Origin of the sequence: Winslowiella toletana, from assembly GCF_017875465.1 — a bacterium.
Classification (GTDB): domain Bacteria; phylum Pseudomonadota; class Gammaproteobacteria; order Enterobacterales; family Enterobacteriaceae; genus Erwinia; species Erwinia toletana.
In genome coordinates, this window is the sequence record NZ_JAGGMQ010000001.1 from 1,310,495 (window position 1) to 1,330,403 (window position 19,909).

General features: G+C 52.9%; 15 protein-coding genes and 5 tRNA genes. 7 read left to right on the forward strand and 13 right to left on the reverse strand.

The window, feature by feature from the left end; translation table 11 throughout:
* Positions 1–77: 77 nt before the first annotated feature.
* The 11 genes from J2125_RS06150 to tam all read right to left on the reverse strand — a co-directional run bounded on the left by J2125_RS06150 (position 78) and on the right by tam (position 7,734).
* Positions 78–154 (reverse strand) — tRNA-Arg (locus J2125_RS06150).
* Positions 155–328: 174 nt separating this feature from the next.
* Positions 329–405: transfer RNA gene (locus tag J2125_RS06155), tRNA-Arg, on the reverse strand.
* A gap of 83 nt (positions 406–488) precedes the next feature.
* Positions 489–565, reverse strand: a tRNA-Arg gene (locus J2125_RS06160).
* An 84-nt stretch (positions 566–649) separates the two neighbouring features.
* Positions 650–726 (reverse strand) — tRNA-Arg (locus J2125_RS06165).
* 8 nt (positions 727–734) lie between these two features.
* Positions 735–827, reverse strand: a tRNA-Ser gene (locus J2125_RS06170).
* 286 nt (positions 828–1,113) lie between these two features.
* The gene (csrA, locus tag J2125_RS06175; RefSeq protein WP_026112062.1) at positions 1,114–1,299 is read right to left on the reverse strand and encodes a carbon storage regulator CsrA; all 186 of its coding nucleotides are present in this window, start codon (positions 1,297–1,299) and stop codon (positions 1,114–1,116) included.
* A 247-nt stretch (positions 1,300–1,546) separates the two neighbouring features.
* Positions 1,547–4,174 carry an alanine--tRNA ligase gene (gene alaS, locus J2125_RS06180; RefSeq protein WP_017803659.1) on the reverse strand — a complete coding sequence of 876 codons (2,628 nt, stop codon included), beginning with the start codon at positions 4,172–4,174 and terminating at the stop codon, positions 1,547–1,549.
* Between the two features lie 138 nt (positions 4,175–4,312).
* Entirely contained in the window at positions 4,313–4,822 is a 510-nt protein-coding gene (locus J2125_RS06185; RefSeq protein WP_017803658.1) for a regulatory protein RecX, read from the reverse strand.
* A 359-nt stretch (positions 4,823–5,181) separates the two neighbouring features.
* The gene (gene recA / locus J2125_RS06190; RefSeq protein WP_017803657.1) at positions 5,182–6,246 is read right to left on the reverse strand and encodes a recombinase RecA; all 1,065 of its coding nucleotides are present in this window, start codon (positions 6,244–6,246) and stop codon (positions 5,182–5,184) included.
* A gap of 80 nt (positions 6,247–6,326) precedes the next feature.
* Entirely contained in the window at positions 6,327–6,836 is a 510-nt protein-coding gene (gene pncC / locus J2125_RS06195) for a nicotinamide-nucleotide amidase (protein WP_017803656.1), read from the reverse strand.
* A gap of 124 nt (positions 6,837–6,960) precedes the next feature.
* The gene (tam, locus tag J2125_RS06200; protein WP_017803655.1) at positions 6,961–7,734 is read right to left on the reverse strand and encodes a trans-aconitate 2-methyltransferase; all 774 of its coding nucleotides are present in this window, start codon (positions 7,732–7,734) and stop codon (positions 6,961–6,963) included.
* A 211-nt stretch (positions 7,735–7,945) separates the two neighbouring features.
* On the opposite strand from tam, the gene J2125_RS06205 reads away from it, so the two are divergent.
* Both J2125_RS06205 and J2125_RS06210 read left to right on the forward strand, forming a co-directional pair.
* The gene (locus tag J2125_RS06205; protein WP_017803654.1) at positions 7,946–8,836 is read left to right on the forward strand and encodes a dihydrodipicolinate synthase family protein; all 891 of its coding nucleotides are present in this window, start codon (positions 7,946–7,948) and stop codon (positions 8,834–8,836) included.
* An 84-nt stretch (positions 8,837–8,920) separates the two neighbouring features.
* Positions 8,921–10,087, forward strand: a complete 1,167-nt coding sequence (locus J2125_RS06210; RefSeq protein WP_017803653.1) for an alpha/beta hydrolase — start codon at positions 8,921–8,923, stop codon at positions 10,085–10,087.
* 42 nt (positions 10,088–10,129) lie between these two features.
* Here the strand turns inward: J2125_RS06210 and J2125_RS06215 are convergent, their stop codons facing one another.
* Positions 10,130–10,468 carry a zinc ribbon domain-containing protein YjdM gene (locus tag J2125_RS06215; RefSeq protein ID WP_017803652.1) on the reverse strand — a complete coding sequence of 113 codons (339 nt, stop codon included), beginning with the start codon at positions 10,466–10,468 and terminating at the stop codon, positions 10,130–10,132.
* Positions 10,469–11,227: 759 nt separating this feature from the next.
* Here J2125_RS06215 and J2125_RS06220 point away from each other — a divergent pair.
* The 4 genes from J2125_RS06220 (at position 11,228) to flgE (ending at position 16,268) form a co-directional block, all read left to right on the forward strand.
* Positions 11,228–12,448, forward strand: coding sequence for an alpha/beta fold hydrolase (locus tag J2125_RS06220; RefSeq protein WP_157819484.1), 1,221 nt, complete (start codon positions 11,228–11,230; stop codon positions 12,446–12,448).
* A 45-nt stretch (positions 12,449–12,493) separates the two neighbouring features.
* A complete protein-coding gene (locus tag J2125_RS06225) occupies positions 12,494–13,375 on the forward strand; it encodes a hypothetical protein (protein WP_017803650.1) in 882 nt (293 codons plus the stop codon).
* A gap of 287 nt (positions 13,376–13,662) precedes the next feature.
* The gene (locus J2125_RS06230) at positions 13,663–14,814 is read left to right on the forward strand and encodes a porin (protein WP_017803649.1); all 1,152 of its coding nucleotides are present in this window, start codon (positions 13,663–13,665) and stop codon (positions 14,812–14,814) included.
* Positions 14,815–15,059: 245 nt separating this feature from the next.
* Positions 15,060–16,268 carry a flagellar hook protein FlgE gene (gene flgE / locus J2125_RS06235; protein ID WP_017803648.1) on the forward strand — a complete coding sequence of 403 codons (1,209 nt, stop codon included), beginning with the start codon at positions 15,060–15,062 and terminating at the stop codon, positions 16,266–16,268.
* Positions 16,269–16,364: 96 nt separating this feature from the next.
* On the opposite strand, the gene J2125_RS06240 is transcribed toward flgE, so the two are convergent.
* On the reverse strand, positions 16,365–16,805 hold the full coding sequence (locus J2125_RS06240) for a flagellar protein FlhE (RefSeq protein ID WP_083865676.1): 441 nt from the start codon (positions 16,803–16,805) through the stop codon (positions 16,365–16,367).
* A gap of 473 nt (positions 16,806–17,278) precedes the next feature.
* Here J2125_RS06240 and mutS point away from each other — a divergent pair, with 473 nt between their 5' ends.
* Positions 17,279–19,834 (forward strand): DNA mismatch repair protein MutS, encoded by a 2,556-nt coding sequence (mutS, locus tag J2125_RS06245; RefSeq protein ID WP_017803645.1) that lies wholly within the window; start codon positions 17,279–17,281, stop codon positions 19,832–19,834.
* Positions 19,835–19,909: the final 75 nt, after the last annotated feature.

Here is a 19,909-nt window from a genome sequence, read left to right on the forward strand (position 1 = left end):
AACGTTATCCTCCTTGTCGCTGGCTGTAACGCTTTTACTGCATGCCAGAACAAAGTTGCGATTCGCTGAGAGCAATATGGTGCATCCAGGAGGATTCGAACCTCCGACCGCTCGGTTCGTAGCCGAGTACTCTATCCAGCTGAGCTATGGATGCATGGGGAAACATGTTGCGGGATACTGCAAGACTGCTTAAATGGTGCATCCTGGAGGATGACCCGGCTTCGCCTCGCCCTGCGGGCCGTTGCTGAAGCAACGTTCTCCTCCTTGTTGCTGGCGGTAATGCTTTTACAACATGCCAGAACAAAGTTGCTGTTCATTTAAAGCAAGATGGTGCATCCAGGAGGATTCGAACCTCCGACCGCTCGGTTCGTAGCCGAGTACTCTATCCAGCTGAGCTATGGATGCATCGGAAAAGCAAATTTGGGAGATAATGCGACTGACCTGAGGGAATACTTTATAAGGATGCTTGCGGACAAACTTATTGAATATGGTGCATCCAGGAGGATTCGAACCTCCGACCGCTCGGTTCGTAGCCGAGTACTCTATCCAGCTGAGCTATGGATGCATAACTAATTCTTGTATAACGCAGGGTGCCAACTACTCACCTTGATACGCGCTGCTAACACGAATCGGACAACTCATTACTGTTTGGTGCATCCAGGAGGATTCGAACCTCCGACCGCTCGGTTCGTAGCCGAGTACTCTATCCAGCTGAGCTATGGATGCATCAGTAATGGCGGTGAGGGAGGGATTCGAACCCTCGATGCAGCTTTTGACCGCATACTCCCTTAGCAGGGGAGCGCCTTCAGCCTCTCGGCCACCTCACCATACGCGTTCTTGCGAACTGTGCTGCTGAACTTGTTTCTGCTCATCGGCACTGCGTGGCGCACATATTACTTTCCCGCACTTATAAGTCAAACCATTTTTTCCGCCTTCTCGCCTGATTGCACAAATCACAGGCAATCCGGCGACTTTGACGACAAAAAGAGTGATTTATCAACAGAAAAACACCGGGAACTTTGCGAAAACAGGAAAAGTAAAACCGGGAGAAAGAACAGGAAAAGAGGGGGAAAGCGGTAGCGCCTCGCTAAAAACAGCGAGACGCTGGATCCGTTAGTAACTCGTTGGCTGCGTTTTTTCGGCCTGAATGCGCTGATAGATCTCTTCGCGATGCACCGAAACTTCTTTAGGTGCGTTAACACCGATGCGGACCTGGTTACCTTTGACGCCCAGCACCGTTACAGTCACCTCATCACCGATCATGAGGGTTTCACCAACTCGACGAGTTAGAATTAGCATTCTTTGCTCCTTGAAAGATTAAAAGAGTCGGGTTTGTGAGGCTCCCGGCCGTATCCATCATAATTCGCTGAACGTACACTATGACAAATACATCATTAAGTATCGTCGCGCCAATACATTCTGCTGATACTTAGTTTAGCCGAAATACACTACATCAACCTGACTTTATGATTACAGGGTGCGTACCACTTGGTCAAAACGTCCGGACACAAAGGCCCGGACGCACTCCAGCGATACATTTTTATCGTTACAGTTTTGCAGCAACCCATGACTCAACGCCAGCCAGCGCCGCAGGCAGCGCCTGAGCATCTGTACCACCCGCCTGAGCCATATCAGGGCGTCCGCCGCCCTTACCGCCAACCTGTTGCGCTAACGCGCCAACCAGCTCACCCGCTTTCACACGGTCGGTAAGGTCTTTTGTCACCCCGGCAATCAGGGATACTTTTCCATCTACCACTGTTGCCAGCACAATAATTGCAGAACCGAGCTGATTTTTCAGATCGTCAACCATCGTACGCAGCATTTTAGGTTCAACATTGCTGAGCTCACTGACCAGCAATTTCGTCCCCTTCACTTCCAGCGCTTTACTGCTCAGGGAGGCACTCTCCTGCGCAGCCTGCTGATCTTTCAACTGCTGCAGCTCTTTCTCCAGCAGGCGAACATGTTCAATCACCGAACGCACTTTCTCGTTCAGATTACTGTTATTCGCTTTTACCAGCTGAGCAATATCCTGCAGTTGCTCGCTCTGGGCATGCACCTGCGCCAGCGCGCCTTCACCGGTAACCGCCTCAACACGACGTACGCCTGCCGCGGTGCCGGACTCAGAAGTAATGCGGAACAGTCCAATATCACCGGTCCGGCTGGCATGGGTGCCACCACACAGCTCGGTGGAGAAGTCGCCCATGCTTAACACCCGCACGTGATCATCATACTTCTCGCCGAACAGCGCCATCGCGCCTAGTGCTTTCGCCGCTTCCAGCTCCATGATATTGGTGTCTATCGCCAGATTACGCCGAATCTGCGCATTAACAATATCTTCTACCTGACGAATTTGTTCTGGCTTCATCGCTTCAAAATGGGAGAAGTCAAAACGCAGGTACTTATCGTTGACCAGCGAGCCTTTCTGACCGACGTGGTCACCCAGCACCTGACGCAATGCCGCGTGCAGCAAGTGGGTAGCGGAGTGATTAAGACGGATACGCGCACGACGCGCCTCATCCACCTGCGCATCAAGACGATCGCCGACGCGCAGATGACCAGAAACCAGCGTGCCAATATGACCAATCGCCTGGCTATATTTCTGCGTATCGCTGACGGCGAACAGCGCATTGTTCCCTTTCAGCTCACCGGTATCGCCAACCTGGCCACCCGATTCACCATAGAACGGCGTCTCATCAAGAACAATCACCCCTTCCTGACCGGCTGTGATTTCATCAGTCTGCTGACCATCGACGAAGATCGCTGTGATCGCGGCTGTCAGTTCCAGCTGCTGATAGCCTTTAAACGCAGAGGCAGAATCAATGCGAATCACATTGTTATAGTCGGCACCGAAACCGCTGGCATCACGCGCACGACGACGCTGCTGCTCCATTGCAAGCTCGAAACCGGCCTCATCAATTTTCAGATTACGCTCACGACACACATCAGCGGTTAAATCGGCCGGGAAACCAAAGGTGTCATACAGGCGGAAGACCGTCTCGCCATCCAGCGTATCGCCCTGCAACTGCGCCAGCTCTTCATCCAGCAGCGCCAGACCGCGCTCCAGCGTTTTAGCAAACTGCTCTTCTTCCGCTTTCAGCACCTGCTCAACCTGCGCCTGCTGTGCCTGCAACTCTTCCCCGGCGCTGCCCATCACGGCAATCAGTGGCGCAACCAGTTTGTAGAAGAAGGTGCCATTAGCGCCCAGCATATTACCGTGGCGCACCGCGCGGCGAATAATGCGGCGCAGCACATAGCCACGGTTTTCGTTGGATGGGATCACCCCATCAGCAATCAGGAACGCGCAGGAGCGAATATGGTCAGCAATCACGCGCAGTGATTTATTGGCCAGATCGGTAGCACCGGTTACTTCCGCTACCGCTTTAATCAGGTTGGCGAACAGATCGATTTCATAGTTGGAGTTAACATGCTGCAGTACCGCAGTAATGCGTTCCAGACCCATCCCGGTATCAACCGACGGTTTTGGCAGCGGTAACATCGCGCCATCAGCCTGACGGTTAAACTGCATAAAGACGATGTTCCAGATCTCAATATAGCGATCGCCATCTTCTTCTGCTGAACCTGGTGGGCCACCCCAGATATGATCGCCGTGGTCATAGAAGATTTCAGAGCATGGGCCACAAGGACCGGTATCGCCCATCTGCCAGAAGTTATCTGACGCGTAAGCACCGCCTTTATTGTCGCCGATACGGATAATGCGCTCACGCGGCACACCCACTTCTTTTTCCCAGATATCAAATGCTTCGTCATCGGTCTCGTAAACGGTGACCCACAGGCGTTCTTTCGGCAGATTAAACCACTGCTCGCCGGTCAGTAACTCCCAGGCAAAGCCGATTGCTTCGCGCTTGAAATAGTCGCCAAAGCTGAAGTTGCCCAGCATTTCAAAGAAAGTGTGATGACGTGCGGTATAGCCGACGTTCTCAAGATCGTTATGCTTACCACCAGCGCGAACACAGCGCTGCGAAGTGGTCGCACGCGAGTAATTGCGCTTATCCTGACCGAGGAAAACGTCTTTAAACTGGTTCATCCCGGCGTTAGTAAACAGTAACGTTGGGTCGTTATGGGGCACGAGGGAGCTACTGGCTACAACCTGATGTCCCTTGCTATGGAAAAAGTCGAGAAACGCCTGACGGATCTCAGCAGTGCTCTTGCTCATAATTATCCTGGAATCACGCTAACGAACGTTTCGTGCATCTTACGACGCGGACAACCCGTCTGGCAGCCCGGTGACACACGAACAAAAAGTGGGAATAAGATAAATTTTCTTCAGTACGAAGTAAAATCCCATCGGGGGTCAATTGTCAAAATTTCTGAAAATGGCCTGAATATCTTCCATAAAGAAGCCTTTCGACAGCAAATAACGCTGCACTTTAGCTTTTTCCTTCCATTCTGTCGGCAGCGGTAAGCCAAACTTACGTTCTGCGACATCGAAGGCTTGTGCTGACCAGTCAATCTCCGCGCCTTCTAAGGTCGCAGCAGTCAGTTCGCGGCCAATGCCCTTTTGCCCCAGCTCCATTCTGATACGTTGCGGACCATAGCCTTTACGGCTGCGACTGGCAACGAAGCGCTCAGCAAAACGGTTATCATCCAGCCAGCTATGCTCATAGCACCAGGCCACCACTTTTTCGACATCTTCTTCGGCAATCTCAGGCGCTTCCTCCTGATGGAAGCGTGCCGAACGCTGCATGGAAAGCGTCAGCTTCTGGCGAAACTCTGCTTCGCTGTGATCACGCATCGCCAGAATGCGCATTGCGCGATCGAGCAGACGAGCATATTGATTACGGGCGGTGGTGGCGTCTGACATAATACTCCGAAACAGTTTAAACCTGGTGATACCAATTCAGGCGATCGCCTGCCTGAATAGCAGAGCCTAACCAGAAACGGGCTGAGAAACAAAGAAAGTTAGCCGACTGGCGACAGAAACAGCAGGATAAGGCGCGGTAAAGCAGAGGATAAGGCGATTAAGGCAGATAAAAGCAGGGCGTAGTGTCGTTATGGCGGCTGGTGGCAATTATCAATATTGGCGATGCGGATGCTTTTGGATATTGTGCCAGTCATTGATACGGGCGGCGAGAACGCCGCCCCTACGGGTTTATGCAGAAGCGGCATTCGCGGCACCCGTACGGGTTATGCAGGGGCGGCATTCGCGCCGCCCGACAACGATCAGAAATCTTCGTTGGTTTCGCTGGCTTCTTTCTCAAAAACCTCAGCGACATAGTCAGCTTTCTCAGCCGGCGTATTGAGCAGCATATCACGCAGTTTCTGCTCAATCTCATTAGCCACCGCCGGGTTTTCTTTCAGGAAGTTACCTGAGTTAGCTTTACCCTGACCAATTTTGTCGCCGTTATAGCTGTACCATGCACCGGCTTTCTCAATCAGCTTATGCTTCACGCCGAGATCAACCAGCTCGCCGTAAATATTGATACCTTCGCCGTACATAATCTGGAATTCAGCCTGCTTAAATGGCGCAGCGATTTTGTTTTTCACCACTTTTACGCGGGTCTCGCTGCCGACCACATTATCACCCTCTTTAATCGCGCCAATACGGCGGATATCGAGGCGAACAGAGGCGTAGAACTTCAGAGCGTTACCACCGGTAGTGGTTTCCGGGTTACCGAACATCACACCGATTTTCATACGGATCTGGTTGATAAAGATCAGCAGCGTATTGGACTGCTTCAGGTTACCGGCCAGTTTACGCATCGCCTGGCTCATCATACGTGCTGCAAGGCCCATATGAGAGTCACCGATTTCACCTTCAATTTCAGCTTTCGGCGTTAACGCGGCAACGGAGTCGACGATAATCACATCAACCGCGCCAGAACGCGCCAGCGCATCACAGATTTCCAGCGCCTGCTCACCGGTATCCGGCTGCGAGCAGAGCAGATTATCGATATCCACGCCCAGTTTTTTGGCGTAGACCGGATCCAGTGCGTGCTCGGCATCGATAAAGGCGCAGGTTTTACCTTTACGCTGTGCAGAAGCAATCACCTGTAACGTCAGCGTCGTTTTACCGGAAGACTCAGGGCCATAGATCTCAACAATACGGCCCATCGGCAAGCCGCCTGCACCCAGTGCGATATCCAGTGAAAGCGAACCGGTAGAGATGGTCTCCACGTCCATTGAGCGGTCTTCACCCAGGCGCATGATGGTGCCTTTACCGAACTGCTTCTCAATCTGGCCCAGCGCGGCTGCCAGTGCTTTTTGCTTGTTTTCGTCAATAGCCATTTCCACTCCTAATCATGCAGGGTAAAGCACACTCGAGGTTGCTTTGCTGTAATACGAATAACCGTGATTATACTGTATGGTCATACAGTATCAAGTTTATTTTCGAGAAAATCATCATGTAGCGTTTGCAGCGCCCAGCCGGTTGCCTGACGGCGAACCGCCTCGCGGTCTCCGGCAAAATGTTGCCGCCGGGTCAGCACAGTTCCGTTGGCGCTGGCAAAGCCAAACCACACGGTGCCGGTCGGTTTTTCGGCGGTGCCGCCATCCGGGCCCGCGATGCCGCTAACCGAAATGGCGAAATCAGCATGCGCCGCCTGCAATGCCCCCAGCGCCATTTCACGCACTACCTGCTCACTGACCGCGCCGAACTGCTCCAGCGCAGTGGCGGTGACGCCAGTTAATTGCTGCTTCGCCTCATTACTGTAAGTGACAAAGCCGCGTTCAAACCACGCCGAACTGCCGGCAATATCAGTAATCACCTTACTGATCCAACCTCCAGTACAGGATTCCGCCGCAGTGACGGTGGCGTTGCGGCGCTGCAATTGCGCCCCGATGGCGGCACTCAGTTGGTTTAATTGGTCGTCAGTCATATCGATAGTCCTGGCTACGGGCAAGCTGCAACGGTAGCAATAAATAGCGGGAAAGGCGTAGCACTTTTCGTCGCAGGCGGCGGCGTAAATCAGCATTTTGCGCGCTACCTTCAGAAACAACGGCTTAATGCTTTTGCGCCACCATAAACAGACGCGGAAAGGCGAGTAATACCTGACCATCGGCCTGCGGCGGATAAGCCTCACTGATTTCCGCCAGATACGCCTGCAAAAATGCCTGCTGCTCACGCTCATTTAACGCTGCGAGAAAAGGACGCAGCCCGGTAGCGCGCAGCCAGTCGATAATCGCCGCGGCATCAGGCATCAGATGATAGTAAGTGGTGCGCCAGATATCGACGCGACAACCGGCCACCGTCAGCAAGTCATAATAGTGCTCCGCGCTCAGTAACTTTTTGCGATCCGCCGCATGGCTATCGATTTTCTCACGCCATGCCGCACGTCCGGCCACTTCGCGCATCAGGCGATGGCTGGGTTGATCGAGGTTATCGGGCATCTGGATCGCCAGCACGCCATATTCCGCCAGCTGCGCTACCAGATGAGGAAACAGCTGCGGATGGTCATTCAGCCACTGTAGTGAGGCATTGGCGAAAATCACATCCTGTTGCGGCGAGGCCTGCCAGCTGCGGATATCCGCCGCGACAAAATGGCAATCAGGTAAACGTTGCTGCGCCTGTTGCAGCATGGTCAGCGAACTGTCCAGCCCGGTGATTTTCGCCAGCGGCCAGGCACGCCAGAGCAGTTCGGTACTGTTGCCAGGACCGCAGCCAAGGTCAGTGGCGTTATGAATCTCAATCGCCGGGATTCGCGCCACCAGCTCCAGCGCCGGACGGGTTCTTTCTGCTTCAAACTGACGATACAGCTCAGGATTCCACTCTTTCATGCGAACCTCGCAATCAGGTTAAACCAACGACGGTTGGCGGCAATGTTGAAAAACACAGACCGCTTAAGTTCAGCACCTTATTCAGCCTGCGCACAAAACAAAAAATGCGAAGCAGCTCGGGTAATTACCACGACAAGTATGGCGTCCGCCGCCATTCATCAGTAAGTTAAAACAACGTTTCAATTTGATCACTAACCATCCGGAGCCTGTTATGTCTGTAGAAAGCCAATTTAGTGGTGTCTGGTGCCCTTCCGTTACCCCATTTGATAGTCAGGGTAATGTCGACCTTAATGCGCTACATCAACATTTTACACGCTTAACCGCCGCAGGAATTGATGCGCTGTTGCTGATGGGCAGTATTGGTGAATTCGTCTCGCTCAGCCAGCAGGAGCGCCTGCTGCTGATTCGCGAAGCGCGCGCCATGTCAACGCTGCCAATGGTTGCCAACGTATCCACGACCTGCGTTGCCGATATGCTGCAACTGGCGGAGCAGGCCGATCAATCCGGTTATGATGCTGTGATGGTGTTACCGCCTTATTACTTTGGCCAGACGCGAAAACAGCTGCTGAGCTACTACCGTGAACTGGACCAGCGTCTGCCGGGCAAATGGTTTGCCTATAACTTTCCGGCGCGTACCGGTTGCGATCTCGATGCCGCGCTGGTGGCGGAACTGGCGGCGGAACTGCCGAAATTTATCGGCATTAAAGACACCATGGACTGCCTGTCCCATAACCGCCAGCTGATTGAAGAGACGAAAAAAGTGCGTCCCGATTTCGCGGTGCTGTCTGGCTACGATGAATATTTACTGCCCAATTTGCTGGCAGGCGGCGCCGGGGTGATTTGCGGCCTGAATAATCTGGTGCCCGAACTGTTTGCCCGCGCCATGCAGGCATGGAAAGCACAAGATTTGGCGGAACTGACGCGTATTCAGCAACGGATTGGCAAACTGATGGCGATTTATACCCTTGGCGATGATTTTGTCAGCGCGATTAAAACCGCCGTGGCGCGCCAGCATGGTTATATGACAGCCGCATCGCGCAACTATGGCGGCGCCCTGAGTGAACAGCAGTGTCAGACGCTGGATCGCCTGTTCGCTGAATAACCATTCTGATGTCATAAGCATCAGGCAGTGCTGCGCAGACCAGGTTATGCTGCTGCTTCAGCCGGATGATTCAGGAAATGCTTAGTGACGTTACGCTTAAAATTAGCTGCGCTGCTTGCGCTGGCATGGCTGGTTGCGCTCAGTGGCTGCGCCCGCGCGCCTTCTGCGCTACCGCCTGACGGGCAGGCGACGTTTGCCGACTATCAGCGGGAAACCACCGCCTGGGTGCAGCAGCATCGTCACTTTCAGAGCAACCATCGCCAGCAGGAATTACTCTGGAATACGCCGCAGGAGTGGCGACCCGTCGGCGGCAAGCCTGACAAAGGGGTGCTGCTGATCCACGGCCTCGGGGATGCGCCGGGTTCCTTCAGCGATATTGGCCCGCAGCTGGCGCGACAGGGATATCTGGTGCGTACGCTGCTGCTGCCCGGCCACGGCACCCGACCGCAGGATTTGATTGGCGTCTCGATTGATGACTGGCGACGGGTGGTCAATGAACAGGCGGCGATCCTGCAACAGGATGTGGGACAGGTGTGGCTCGGCGGCTTTTCCACTGGCGGTAACCTGGCGCTGGAATATGCCATTGAACAGCCGCAGGTGGCAGGTCTGCTGCTGTTCTCACCAGCCATAAAATCCAACGTAACCTTCGATTTTATCACCCCGTTGCTGGCGGTATTTACCGACTGGCTGCGTGAGCCGCGTGCTGGCTATCCGGAACAGCGCGCGACGCGCTATATGCTGGTGCCGACCAATGGCTTCGCCCAGTTTTACCGCACCAGCGCCGCCGCCCAACAGCTGCTAAGCCGCAACGGTTACAGTAAACCAACGCTAATGGTGCTGACTGAGCATGACTCGGTGCTGGCCACCATGAGCTTTCTTAACCAGTTCGACAGTACTTTTACTCATCCCGCCAGCCGCCTGATCTGGTACGGCAATAAACCGGCCTCACCGGTACTCTCTTCACGGGTGCTAATCCGGCCAGACCGCCTGCCCGATCGACATATTAGTCAGTTTTCGCATATGTCAGTGCTGTTTGCGCCAGACAATCCCCTGTACGGTGAGCACGGTAGCGATCGTATATGTGAAAATGGTCAAACGGAGAGCGATTATCGCGCCTGTCGCGCCGGTGCGGAGGTGTGGTTTTCTGACTGGGGCTATCGCGAAACAGGTAAAATTCACGCACGCCTGACGTGGAACCCTTATTTTGCCTGGCAAAATCAGATCATGCAGCAGGTAATGGCGCAGAAGTAATGCTGCTGCCGTTGCGCAGCTAGTGGCAACGGCAGAGAGAAATCAGCTTTTCTTTACAAACTCTGATTTCAGCTTCATCGGGCCAAAGCCATCGATTTTACAATCGATATTATGATCGCCTTCCACCAGACGAATGCTTTTCACTTTGGTGCCAATTTTCAGGGTGGACGAGCTGCCTTTCACTTTCAGGTCTTTAACCACGGTCACCGCATCACCATCCGCCAGCAGGTTGCCATTGGCATCACGCACAATCAGCCCCTCATCTTCGGCAGAGGCGGCAGTAGCCGACCATTCATTACCGCATTCAGGACAGTTCAACTGGTCGCCTTCCTGCCAGGTGAACGTGGAATTACATTTTGGACAGTTTGGTAGCTGTTGCACCTTAACCCCTTAAAATTGAATTAAATAACATTAAAAGCCTTGCGAATCATAAACCACAATCTTTATAGGTATACATTTTACACCCGATGCGCGCGAAAAAGACAGCACGATAATCGGGTTAAATATTCATTTCCTGATACTGATTGTCTGAAACTGTGATTAGACAATAACTTACCTTCTCCCCCGGCCATCATGACGGCTACCCAGGGCACGCAGTAAAACAGCCCCTGTAATGCTTTTATCCGCCAGGCTGATAACGGCCGGATAATGGCAGTCTGGGCGGTAATCGTCCATAGATCGCAGCATGCCTGCAACCAGATAGTATTGACGCCTTTTATCTATTATCACTTTATTAATATTTAGTTATTTCCCGTTAAAGATAATAAACCTAAAAACTCAGCGCATCGTTATATAAACATTACGTTAACCCTTTAAATAAAATCAACTGCCGCCCCTCTTTTACTGACTCATCCGTTCTATTATTATCAGGGTGATTTTCAGGATAAAAATGCAGGCAGGGAGCCGTTTACTTTGGTAAGGAATAGCTTACAGTTTATGCAGGCCAGATATATTTTCATATTACTGGCCCTGCCAATATTTATTCTTCTTCCAGCGGCCTGTACCCCCAGCGGGCCAGCACGCCCGGCCGGGTTTGTCGATGCCCCCCAGTGCGAGAGTTTTTATAATCAATTCCCGGACAAACAGGAAATCAACCTGAAAAAGGTCGCGAAAGAACAGCATATTTGCCTGCAGCGTGCCGTGGAAGAACGCGCTAATTATGATCTGGTTATTGCTGAATTTGATGACGAAGGCTGGTATCAGGGTGAAGATCGCAACGCCCATCCGACGCGAGATTTTATGGACCATTTTATTGCCCGGCTAAACCACTACCAGCAGCAATATCAACAACAGGGCATCTCACTGGTGGTATACGTGCATGGCTGGACTCACAATGCTGCTGCCAATGACAGCAACGTGCGTAACTTTCGCGCCCTGCTCAACACGATTGCCGAAGCAGAAGGCGCTAATGGCCGCCGCACTATTGGGGTGTATATTGGCTGGCGCGGCGATGCCATCAGTCTGCCTGGCATCGAAATGCTGTCGTTCTGGAATCGCATGAGTGCCGCCGAACGTGTGGCTCAAGGTTCGGTGCGTGAGCTGTTCTCCTGGCTGCATGCCTGGCGCGATAGCGGTCGCAACGAAGCGGGGGAACGCAAAATTCGAATGCTGGTAATTGGCCACTCATTTGGCGGCCTGATTGCCTGGCGGGCGATGAGTGGTGAATTTCTTCGCGCCGCATCACGCTATAGCAATGCGCTCTCCGCTGATAGCTGTGAGCAGCGTAAGTTTCTGTCACGCTATGGCGATCTGCTGGTGCTGGTCAATCCGGCATTTGAAGGATCAATCTACGAACCGATAAAAGTGGCCGCAGAAAGGCTGAAGTGCCTGTCGCGTTATCAATTTCCGCTGGTGCTTACCATCACCTCCTCCGCCGATTTGGCGACAGGCATAGCCTTTCCGCTGGGACGGCTGGCGCCCACTCTGCTGCGCAAAGTATCGGATCAGCAGCGGCTGGCCACACTGAAAACCGTCGGTCACAATTCTCGCTATACGACCCACAAGCTCTCTCTCTGTGCGCAAGATGATCTTTCCTGTCTGCGGGTATGTAACAGCCCGGGAACCCTGCTGCAGCGGGAGAGCCAGCGAATGACGGAAATAGTGCAGCGCGGTATCCATCGTCATGAATATCTCTGCTCACGGCTGGAACTTGTCGCTACTCCACAATGGCGTCCTGAAATGAATCCGTTCTGGGTTATTCAGACCAGCCATGACATAAGCCGCGATCATAATGATATTTTCAATCCAAAACTGATGTCATTCGTCAGGCAAATGTATATCGGCCTGATTGACATTACCGAAAAAGAAGCCAAAAAAGCGTCAAATAATCACGTGGTAATTACCTCTGCTACAGAGAATTAATTACCCGTCGTTGCAGTATCCCCTGTCTGAAATAAGGATATTAAGATGAAAAAAAATAAGATGAGTACGGGTGATTACCATCGTCATATTCGCCAGATGATTGAACAGGCGGCCCATGATGGGGTGGATCGTAAACAGCTGCTGTGGACTTTTGCCGACGCCTCGACCGCGCTGGTGGACGCCCTGACCGGGATACCGATGCTGAATACCTCCAGCAGCGTACTCAAAGAGCTTTACGGCCTGATTAATGACTATCCGGCCACTACGACGCCTAACCCATGGTTTGTCTGGCATAAACACGATGAGGGCCGCAGTCCCGAGACGCACGCTTATCTGGAAAAAAGAGGCTATACCGGCGTGGCAGCCACCATCACTGCCGCCGGTGGGGGGATCGGTTCGCTGGTGACTTTTGTCGATATCGGCTCGCTGGCACAAAACAGCACCGCCTCCGCCTCTACGCTGGCCCATCTGAAGATGTTTCATGATATCGCCAAAAGACACCGCGAAAGCATCACCATTCAGTGCTGGCTGGAGGTGATCATTAATATGAAACATATGAAGCTGGCGGTGCGAGGCGGTCAGCTTAGCGCCACCGTGCTGGTGACGATACCGGCGTTGTCGACGGCCATGTCGATTATAGGCAGCAGCGTCGCCACCGGTGCAAAACTTGGTATTCAGTTGAAGTTTACCAATGTCTGCCGCATGACCGCGATGGATCTGCACTGGCGCGCATATCAGGAAACCGTCATCCTTGAAGGCCAGGGAGCGGATAAAGCGGAGGACAGCGGACCGGCGCGACAGATTTTGTTTGAGCTGTTCGCGCGCCGGGGCGTCACCGGTTTTATCTGGGGCAAACATAATGTAGAAAAATTGATTAAAGAACCGGCGGGCTGGATGGCGATTGCCGACAAGCTGCTGCTAATCTGATCGCTTATGTTTTATCGACTTGCACGCGCATCCTCTCACCGCCCGTGCAAGACGATTACAACAATATTTAAATAATCTATATAGCGCGGAGCTATAAAGAATATTTCAAATCGTAACCATACTTTACTCAAAATGCTATTTAACCCGTTTTTACCATTGATGACGCTTTTTGTTAATTAGCCCGCTAAGGATAATGATAAAAGCCAGTGCGCGACTTTTCTGTCCGCACAATAAAAAAGATTAACGCCGGTGCGTTATAACGTTGGCAATGGTAAGCAGGAATAATAATGGCAATTAAAATGCGCGTTTTAAGCCAGGTGATTGGTTTAGCCCTGGTTGTCGGCAGCACCTCTTTTGCAGCACATGCAGAAATCACTCTGTTAAAACAGGATCCGCAGGCGGGTGACCCGTTGAGCCGTCTTAACTTCACCATTGGCGGCAGTATCCGTCCCCAGTTCAATAATATGACCGGCGGCGGCGATAATGGTTCATATAAACGCAATGGCTTTGATGGCGGCACCCGTTTCCGCTTTGCGGCAGACTATTATCTGTTCGATGATATCAGTTGGGTAAATTATTATGAACTGGGTGTTAATATTCCGGCGCTGTTTGACTGGGATCATCATTACACCGATGGCGCCAATAATACCAGCCGCCGTATGTTATATACCGGTCTGAAAAGTAAAACCTGGGGTATGTTGACCTTTGGTCAGCAAAACAGCGTTTATTATGATGTGGTCGGCGCGAAAACCGATATCTGGGATTACGATATGCTGGCGCAGGCGCCAGGCAACGGAATTAATGGCGACTACGACGGCTCTTATCGTTCGCGCAAAATGCTGAAGTATAAAAACAGCTTTGGCGATGCCGATATCTATGCCTCCTATCTGTTCAGCGATAATGAGTACCTGCCGGGTAACGGTCTGCGTTATAAGCGCCAGGGCGGCGGCTCACTGGGTATTGATTATCATCTCACCCATGACCTGAGCTGGGGCACCTCCTGGAACTACACCAAAGCGGAGATGCGTGACCCTGCTGATGGCAACAGCAAAGATTACAACCAGAATATTATCGGCACCGCACTGAGCTGGAAACCAGGCAACTGGACGCTTAGCGCGGGTGGCGGCTGGTACGATAACTTCCTCACCACCAAACAAGTTGATGTCGATAACTACTTTGCTGGCGATGCGTGGGGGGTTGAATACCTCGCGGGTTATACCGTGCCGGTGGGTCAGTATGCCGTGAAATCGATTATGCCTTACGTGATGGGTGACCGTCTGGAGTATGTTACTGGTCGTGATTATCAGCGTATTGATAACGGCGCCGGTATTACCTTCCAGTTCGACTACGGCTTCCGCGCCGATGTGGAACATGTATTTACCTCCAGCACCGATAACCTCGGTGATATGACTCTGGTGCGTCTGCGTTACGACTTCTGATTATCAGGCGCCCCCTCTGCGGGGCGCTTATTTCTCCCCTTCTTTATATGCCCCAAAGCAGCCAAAAACTGACTTAAGTTAAATTGCTCATTTTTAAGCTCAAATTAACCACAGTATTGCCGTCTATTCCTGGGATAGCCGTGTTAACCCGACCGATAGAATGATGAATGCACACAGACACACAGGTGATGTGTACAAAACTTCCGCGCATCGACTTCATCAGACTCACAGGTTAGGAGTGTTACATGGCATTTTCACAAGCAGTAAGCGGCTTAAACGCGGCTTCCAGCAACCTTGACGTTATTGGTAACAATATCGCCAACTCAGCAACCTCAGGCTTTAAATCCAGCACCGTCGCTTTTGCCGATATGTTCGCCGGTTCTAACGTTGGTATGGGCGTAAAAGTCGCCGGCGTTATCCAGAACTTTAACGATGGCACCGCGACAACTACCAGCCGTGGCCTCGACGTGGCGATCAATAAACAAGGTTTTTTCCGTTTAACCGACACCGCTGGCGCGGTCTACTACAGCCGCAACGGTCAGTTTACGCTTGATGAGAACCGTAACATTGTTAACACCCAGGGCTTAAAAGTGACCGGCTATCCGGCATCCGGCAGCCCGATGGCGGTTCAGACTGGCGCCTCACCGGTTGCCCTGACGATCCCAACCACCCAGATGACGGCGAAAGCGACCTCGACAGCCTCTCTGGTGGCCAACCTGAACTCATCAGACTCTGTACCGACCAATGCTACTTTCTCCACCACTGATGCAGACAGCTATAACGCCAAAACCACTGTCACTGCCTATGACTCATTAGGTAACACCCATCAGATCGATCTCTACTTTGTCAAAGATGCTACCGATAACTCATGGACGGTTCATCCGGTTGATGCCAGCACCGGCGATGCTGCTGCTGACTTTACGATGACATTCAGCAGCGCCACCGGCGAATTGCTCACCCCAACCACCGCGCAGCCGATCGCGATGACATCATTAAATGGTGCCGATGCATCAAGTTTTAATTTGTCGATGACCGGCAGTATGCAGCAGAACACGGGCGCCGATACCTTTGGCAACCCGACGCAGGATGGTTATGCACCGGGCGACCTCACTTCATACTCAATCAGTGATGACGGTACTATCGTTGGTAGTTATTCCAACAACCGTACTCAGGTACTGGGACAGATTGCTTTAGCTAACTTTGCTAACCCGGAAGGTCTCTCTTCCGCAGGCGATAACGTCTGGCAGGAAACCACCTCTTCCGGTCAGCCGCTGATTGGCGTGGCAGGCACCGGTAACCTCGGCACCCTGACTTCCGGCGCGCTGGAATCTTCCAACGTCGATCTGAGTAAAGAGCTGGTCAATATGATCGTTGCTCAGCGTAACTATCAGTCGAATGCGCAGACCATTAAAACCCAGGACCAGATCCTTAACACCCTGGTTAACTTGCGTTAATAATCCTCTCCTGTGCGTCAAAAAAATCCATCGCTATGATGGATTTTTTATTATTGCGATAAAAAAACCCGCCATTCGCAGCGGGTTTTTTATTATCTATTTTACTTCCCAGTTAATGCTTAACTGCGTATCGCCGTTGCCCTGCACATAACGCATCGGTACGCGGCCATTCACCCGGTAGTAGAGATAAAACGGCATCTGCGCCACCTTACCGAAGAAATAACTGGTAGCGCCCTGCTGCTCGCTGGAGATATCAACACAGCTGCTGGTCGATCCCTGACACAGATAGACCTGCAAAGTGCCGCCGGCGGGGATCTGACTCTGGCCCAGCGAGTAATTCCAGAACACTTTGGTGACCGTTGCCTGCGGCAATGGCGCACTGTTTAACACAAAGTTATTCTTATAAATATTGTTCGCGACGCCGACGCTCATCGCACCGTGCAGTATCGCCATGCTGGAGCCGCTATTTGCCGCCGCCGCGCTCACTCCGCAGGACAACAGCGACAGCAGTAAGAGGCAACGAGAAGAGTTAGTCATTATTATTGTTCACTCTGAAAACCAGCCACTATCGCTTGCTGCGTAAGCAAGCGATGCCGAATTCGGTCTTTTACAGGCAAGACCCTTCAATTATCCATCTTATACCGCATCTGTTGCGACCATCAGCTGAGAAGTGGCAAAATATCGCCGCTTTCTCGTGGATTACGCCACCCCTCTATGCAATGGCCCGGCTGTTACATCGCAATTTTACGGCATACTTTCCGCTTTTAGCTGTGACAGCGGATTGCCCGCTGGGCTAGTATAGCCACTGAAAAAATCTAATCTGTTGCGGGCGCGGCCATTTGCCAGTCCCTTTGTCAGTCAGATAACGATGACTTTAAATATAACTGTTTGATTTAGCTGAGCAGCAGTCACTTTGCTCACCCCTGTTTTTCACCAGACCCTGTGATACCTAATGATGAAAACGACATCACAATTAACTCAAATTTCAATGGACTGAAGCCGGTAACCTTATGACCACTACAGATAAGCTCGACGCCCATACGCCGATGATGCAGCAGTACTTTCGCCTGAAAGCGGAGCATCCCGACATCCTGTTGTTTTACCGTATGGGTGACTTCTACGAACTGTTTTTTGACGACGCCAGACGCGCCTCGCAGCTGCTGGAGATATCGCTGACCAAACGTGGCGCTTCAGCAGGCGAACCGATTCCGATGGCTGGCGTCCCCTATCATGCGGTAGAGAACTACCTCGCCAAACTGGTGCAGCTCGGTGAGTCGGTGGCTATCTGTGAACAAGTCGGCGATCCGGCGTTAAGTAAAGGCCCGGTTGAACGCAAGGTGGTGCGAATTGTTACCCCCGGCACCATCAGCGATGAAGCGCTGCTGCAGGAGCGCCAGGACAATCTGCTGGCCGCGATCTGGCAAGGTTCACGCGGTTTTGGCTACGCCACCCTTGATATCAGCTCCGGCCGTTTCCGTCTGGCGGAGCCGACCGATAAAGAGACCATGGCGGCGGAACTGCAACGCACCAATCCCGCCGAGCTGCTCTATCCGGAAGATTTTGCAGCGATGGAGCTGATCGATAATCGTCGCGGCATGCGCCGCAGGCCGCTATGGGAATTTGAACCCGATACGGCGCGCCAGCAGCTGAATATGCAGTTTGGCACCCGCGACCTGAGCGGCTTTGGCGTGGAGCAGGCGCATATGGCGCTGCGCGCGGCAGGCTGTCTGCTGCAATATGTCAAAGATACTCAGCGCACTTCCCTGCCGCATATCCGTTCGCTGACCATGGAGCGTCAGCAGGATGGCATCATTATGGATGCGGCGACTCGCCGCAATCTGGAGATCACCCAGAATCTTGCGGGCGGTATTGAAAATACCCTCGCCTCGGTGCTGGATCGCACCGTTACGCCAATGGGCAGCCGTATGCTGAAACGCTGGCTGCATATGCCGGTACGTGATGCGGTAACTATCAATCATCGCCAGGAGAGTATTCAGGCGTTGCAGGAGACCGGGGCAGAACTGCAACCGGCGCTGCGCCAGGTAGGTGATCTGGAACGTATTCTGGCCCGTCTGGCGCTGCGTACCGCGCGACCACGGGATTTGGCGCGCATGCGCCACGCCTTCCAGCAGCTGCCGGATCTGCGCGCGCAGCTGGAGTCCAGCAAAGTGTCGCATCTGCAAACCCTGCGCGAGCAGATGGGTGAGTTTAATGAGCTGCGCGACCTGCTGGAGCGGGCGATTAAAGATGCGCCGCCGGTGCTGGTGCGTGACGGCGGCGTGATTGCCGCGGGTTACAACGCCGAGCTGGATGAGTGGCGCGCGCTGGCCGACGGCGCGACGGATTACCTCGATCGCCTGGAGATCCGTGAGCGCGAGAAGCTGGGTCTGGATACGCTAAAAGTCGGCTTTAATGCGGTACATGGCTACTATATTCAGGTCAGTCGTGGACAGAGTCATCTGGTGCCAATCAACTATGTACGCCGCCAGACGCTAAAAAATGCCGAGCGCTATATCATTCCGGAACTGAAAGAGTACGAAGACAAAGTCCTGACCTCAAAAGGTAAAGCGCTGGCGCTGGAAAAAAGCCTGTACGACGAGCTGTTCGATCTGCTGCTGCCCCATCTGGAAGCGTTGCAGCTGAGTGCTGGCGCGCTGGCGGAACTCGATGTGTTAGCCAACCTCGCCGAACGCGCATGGACGCTGAATTACTCGCGCCCGGTGCTCAGCGATAAAATCGGCATCAAACTGACCGGCGGCCGTCATCCGGTAGTAGAGCAGGTTCTGAAAGAGCCATTTATCGCTAACCCGCTAACCCTTGCGCCACAACGTCGTATGCTGGTGATTACCGGTCCGAATATGGGCGGTAAAAGCACCTATATGCGGCAGACCGCGCTGATTGCGCTGATGGCCTATATCGGCAGTTTTGTCCCGGCGGAACAGGCGGTTATCGGCCCTATCGACCGTATTTTCACCCGCGTCGGCGCGGCGGATGACCTTGCCTCAGGCCGTTCCACCTTTATGGTTGAGATGACCGAAACCGCCAATATTCTGCATAACGCGACGGAATATAGCCTGGTGCTGATGGATGAAATTGGCCGTGGCACCTCAACCTATGACGGACTCTCACTGGCCTGGGCCTGTGCGGAAAGCCTGGCGAACCGCATCAAAGCGATGACGCTATTTGCCACCCACTATTTCGAACTGACGACGCTGCCGGAAAAAATGGAAGGGGTGGTGAATGTCCATCTGGATGCAATTGAACATGGCGATACCATCGCCTTTATGCACAGCGTACAGGAAGGCGCCGCCAGTAAAAGTTATGGTCTGGCTGTCGCCTTGCTGGCGGGTGTACCAAAGGATGTGATCAAACGCGCGCGGCAAAAGCTGAAAGAACTGGAAGCGTTATCAGGCAGTGCAGCTGCATCCAGCGCCGATGGCGCACAGTTGCCATTGCTGGTGGAAGAGACTTCGCCTGCGGTAGAAGCGCTTGAAGCGCTGGATCCGGATTCGTTGTCGCCGCGTCAGGCGCTGGAATGGATCTACCGGTTGAAAGCACTGGTGTAATCAGGGCAATAAAAAAGCGGTGGTATTAACCACCGCTTTCGCATTCACTTAGTCACTTAAAGCCTGCCGCATCTT

Excerpts from the sequence above, each read along its gene's own strand:
- csrA (WP_026112062.1), bottom strand. The coding sequence starts at position 1,299 with ATGCTAATTCTAACTCGTCGAGTTGGTGAAACCCTCATGATCGGTGAT.
- alaS (WP_017803659.1), bottom strand. The coding sequence starts at position 4,174 with ATGAGCAAGAGCACTGCTGAGATCCGTCAGGCGTTTCTCGACTTTTTC.
- J2125_RS06185 (WP_017803658.1), bottom strand. The coding sequence starts at position 4,822 with ATGTCAGACGCCACCACCGCCCGTAATCAATATGCTCGTCTGCTCGAT.
- recA (WP_017803657.1), bottom strand. The coding sequence starts at position 6,246 with ATGGCTATTGACGAAAACAAGCAAAAAGCACTGGCAGCCGCGCTGGGC.
- pncC (WP_017803656.1), bottom strand. The coding sequence starts at position 6,836 with ATGACTGACGACCAATTAAACCAACTGAGTGCCGCCATCGGGGCGCAA.
- tam (WP_017803655.1), bottom strand. The coding sequence starts at position 7,734 with ATGAAAGAGTGGAATCCTGAGCTGTATCGTCAGTTTGAAGCAGAAAGA.
- J2125_RS06205 (WP_017803654.1), top strand. The coding sequence starts at position 7,946 with ATGTCTGTAGAAAGCCAATTTAGTGGTGTCTGGTGCCCTTCCGTTACC.
- J2125_RS06225 (WP_017803650.1), top strand. The coding sequence starts at position 12,494 with ATGAAAAAAAATAAGATGAGTACGGGTGATTACCATCGTCATATTCGC.
- J2125_RS06230 (WP_017803649.1), top strand. The coding sequence starts at position 13,663 with ATGGCAATTAAAATGCGCGTTTTAAGCCAGGTGATTGGTTTAGCCCTG.
- flgE (WP_017803648.1), top strand. The coding sequence starts at position 15,060 with ATGGCATTTTCACAAGCAGTAAGCGGCTTAAACGCGGCTTCCAGCAAC.
- J2125_RS06240 (WP_083865676.1), bottom strand. The coding sequence starts at position 16,805 with ATGACTAACTCTTCTCGTTGCCTCTTACTGCTGTCGCTGTTGTCCTGC.
- mutS (WP_017803645.1), top strand. The coding sequence starts at position 17,279 with ATGACCACTACAGATAAGCTCGACGCCCATACGCCGATGATGCAGCAG.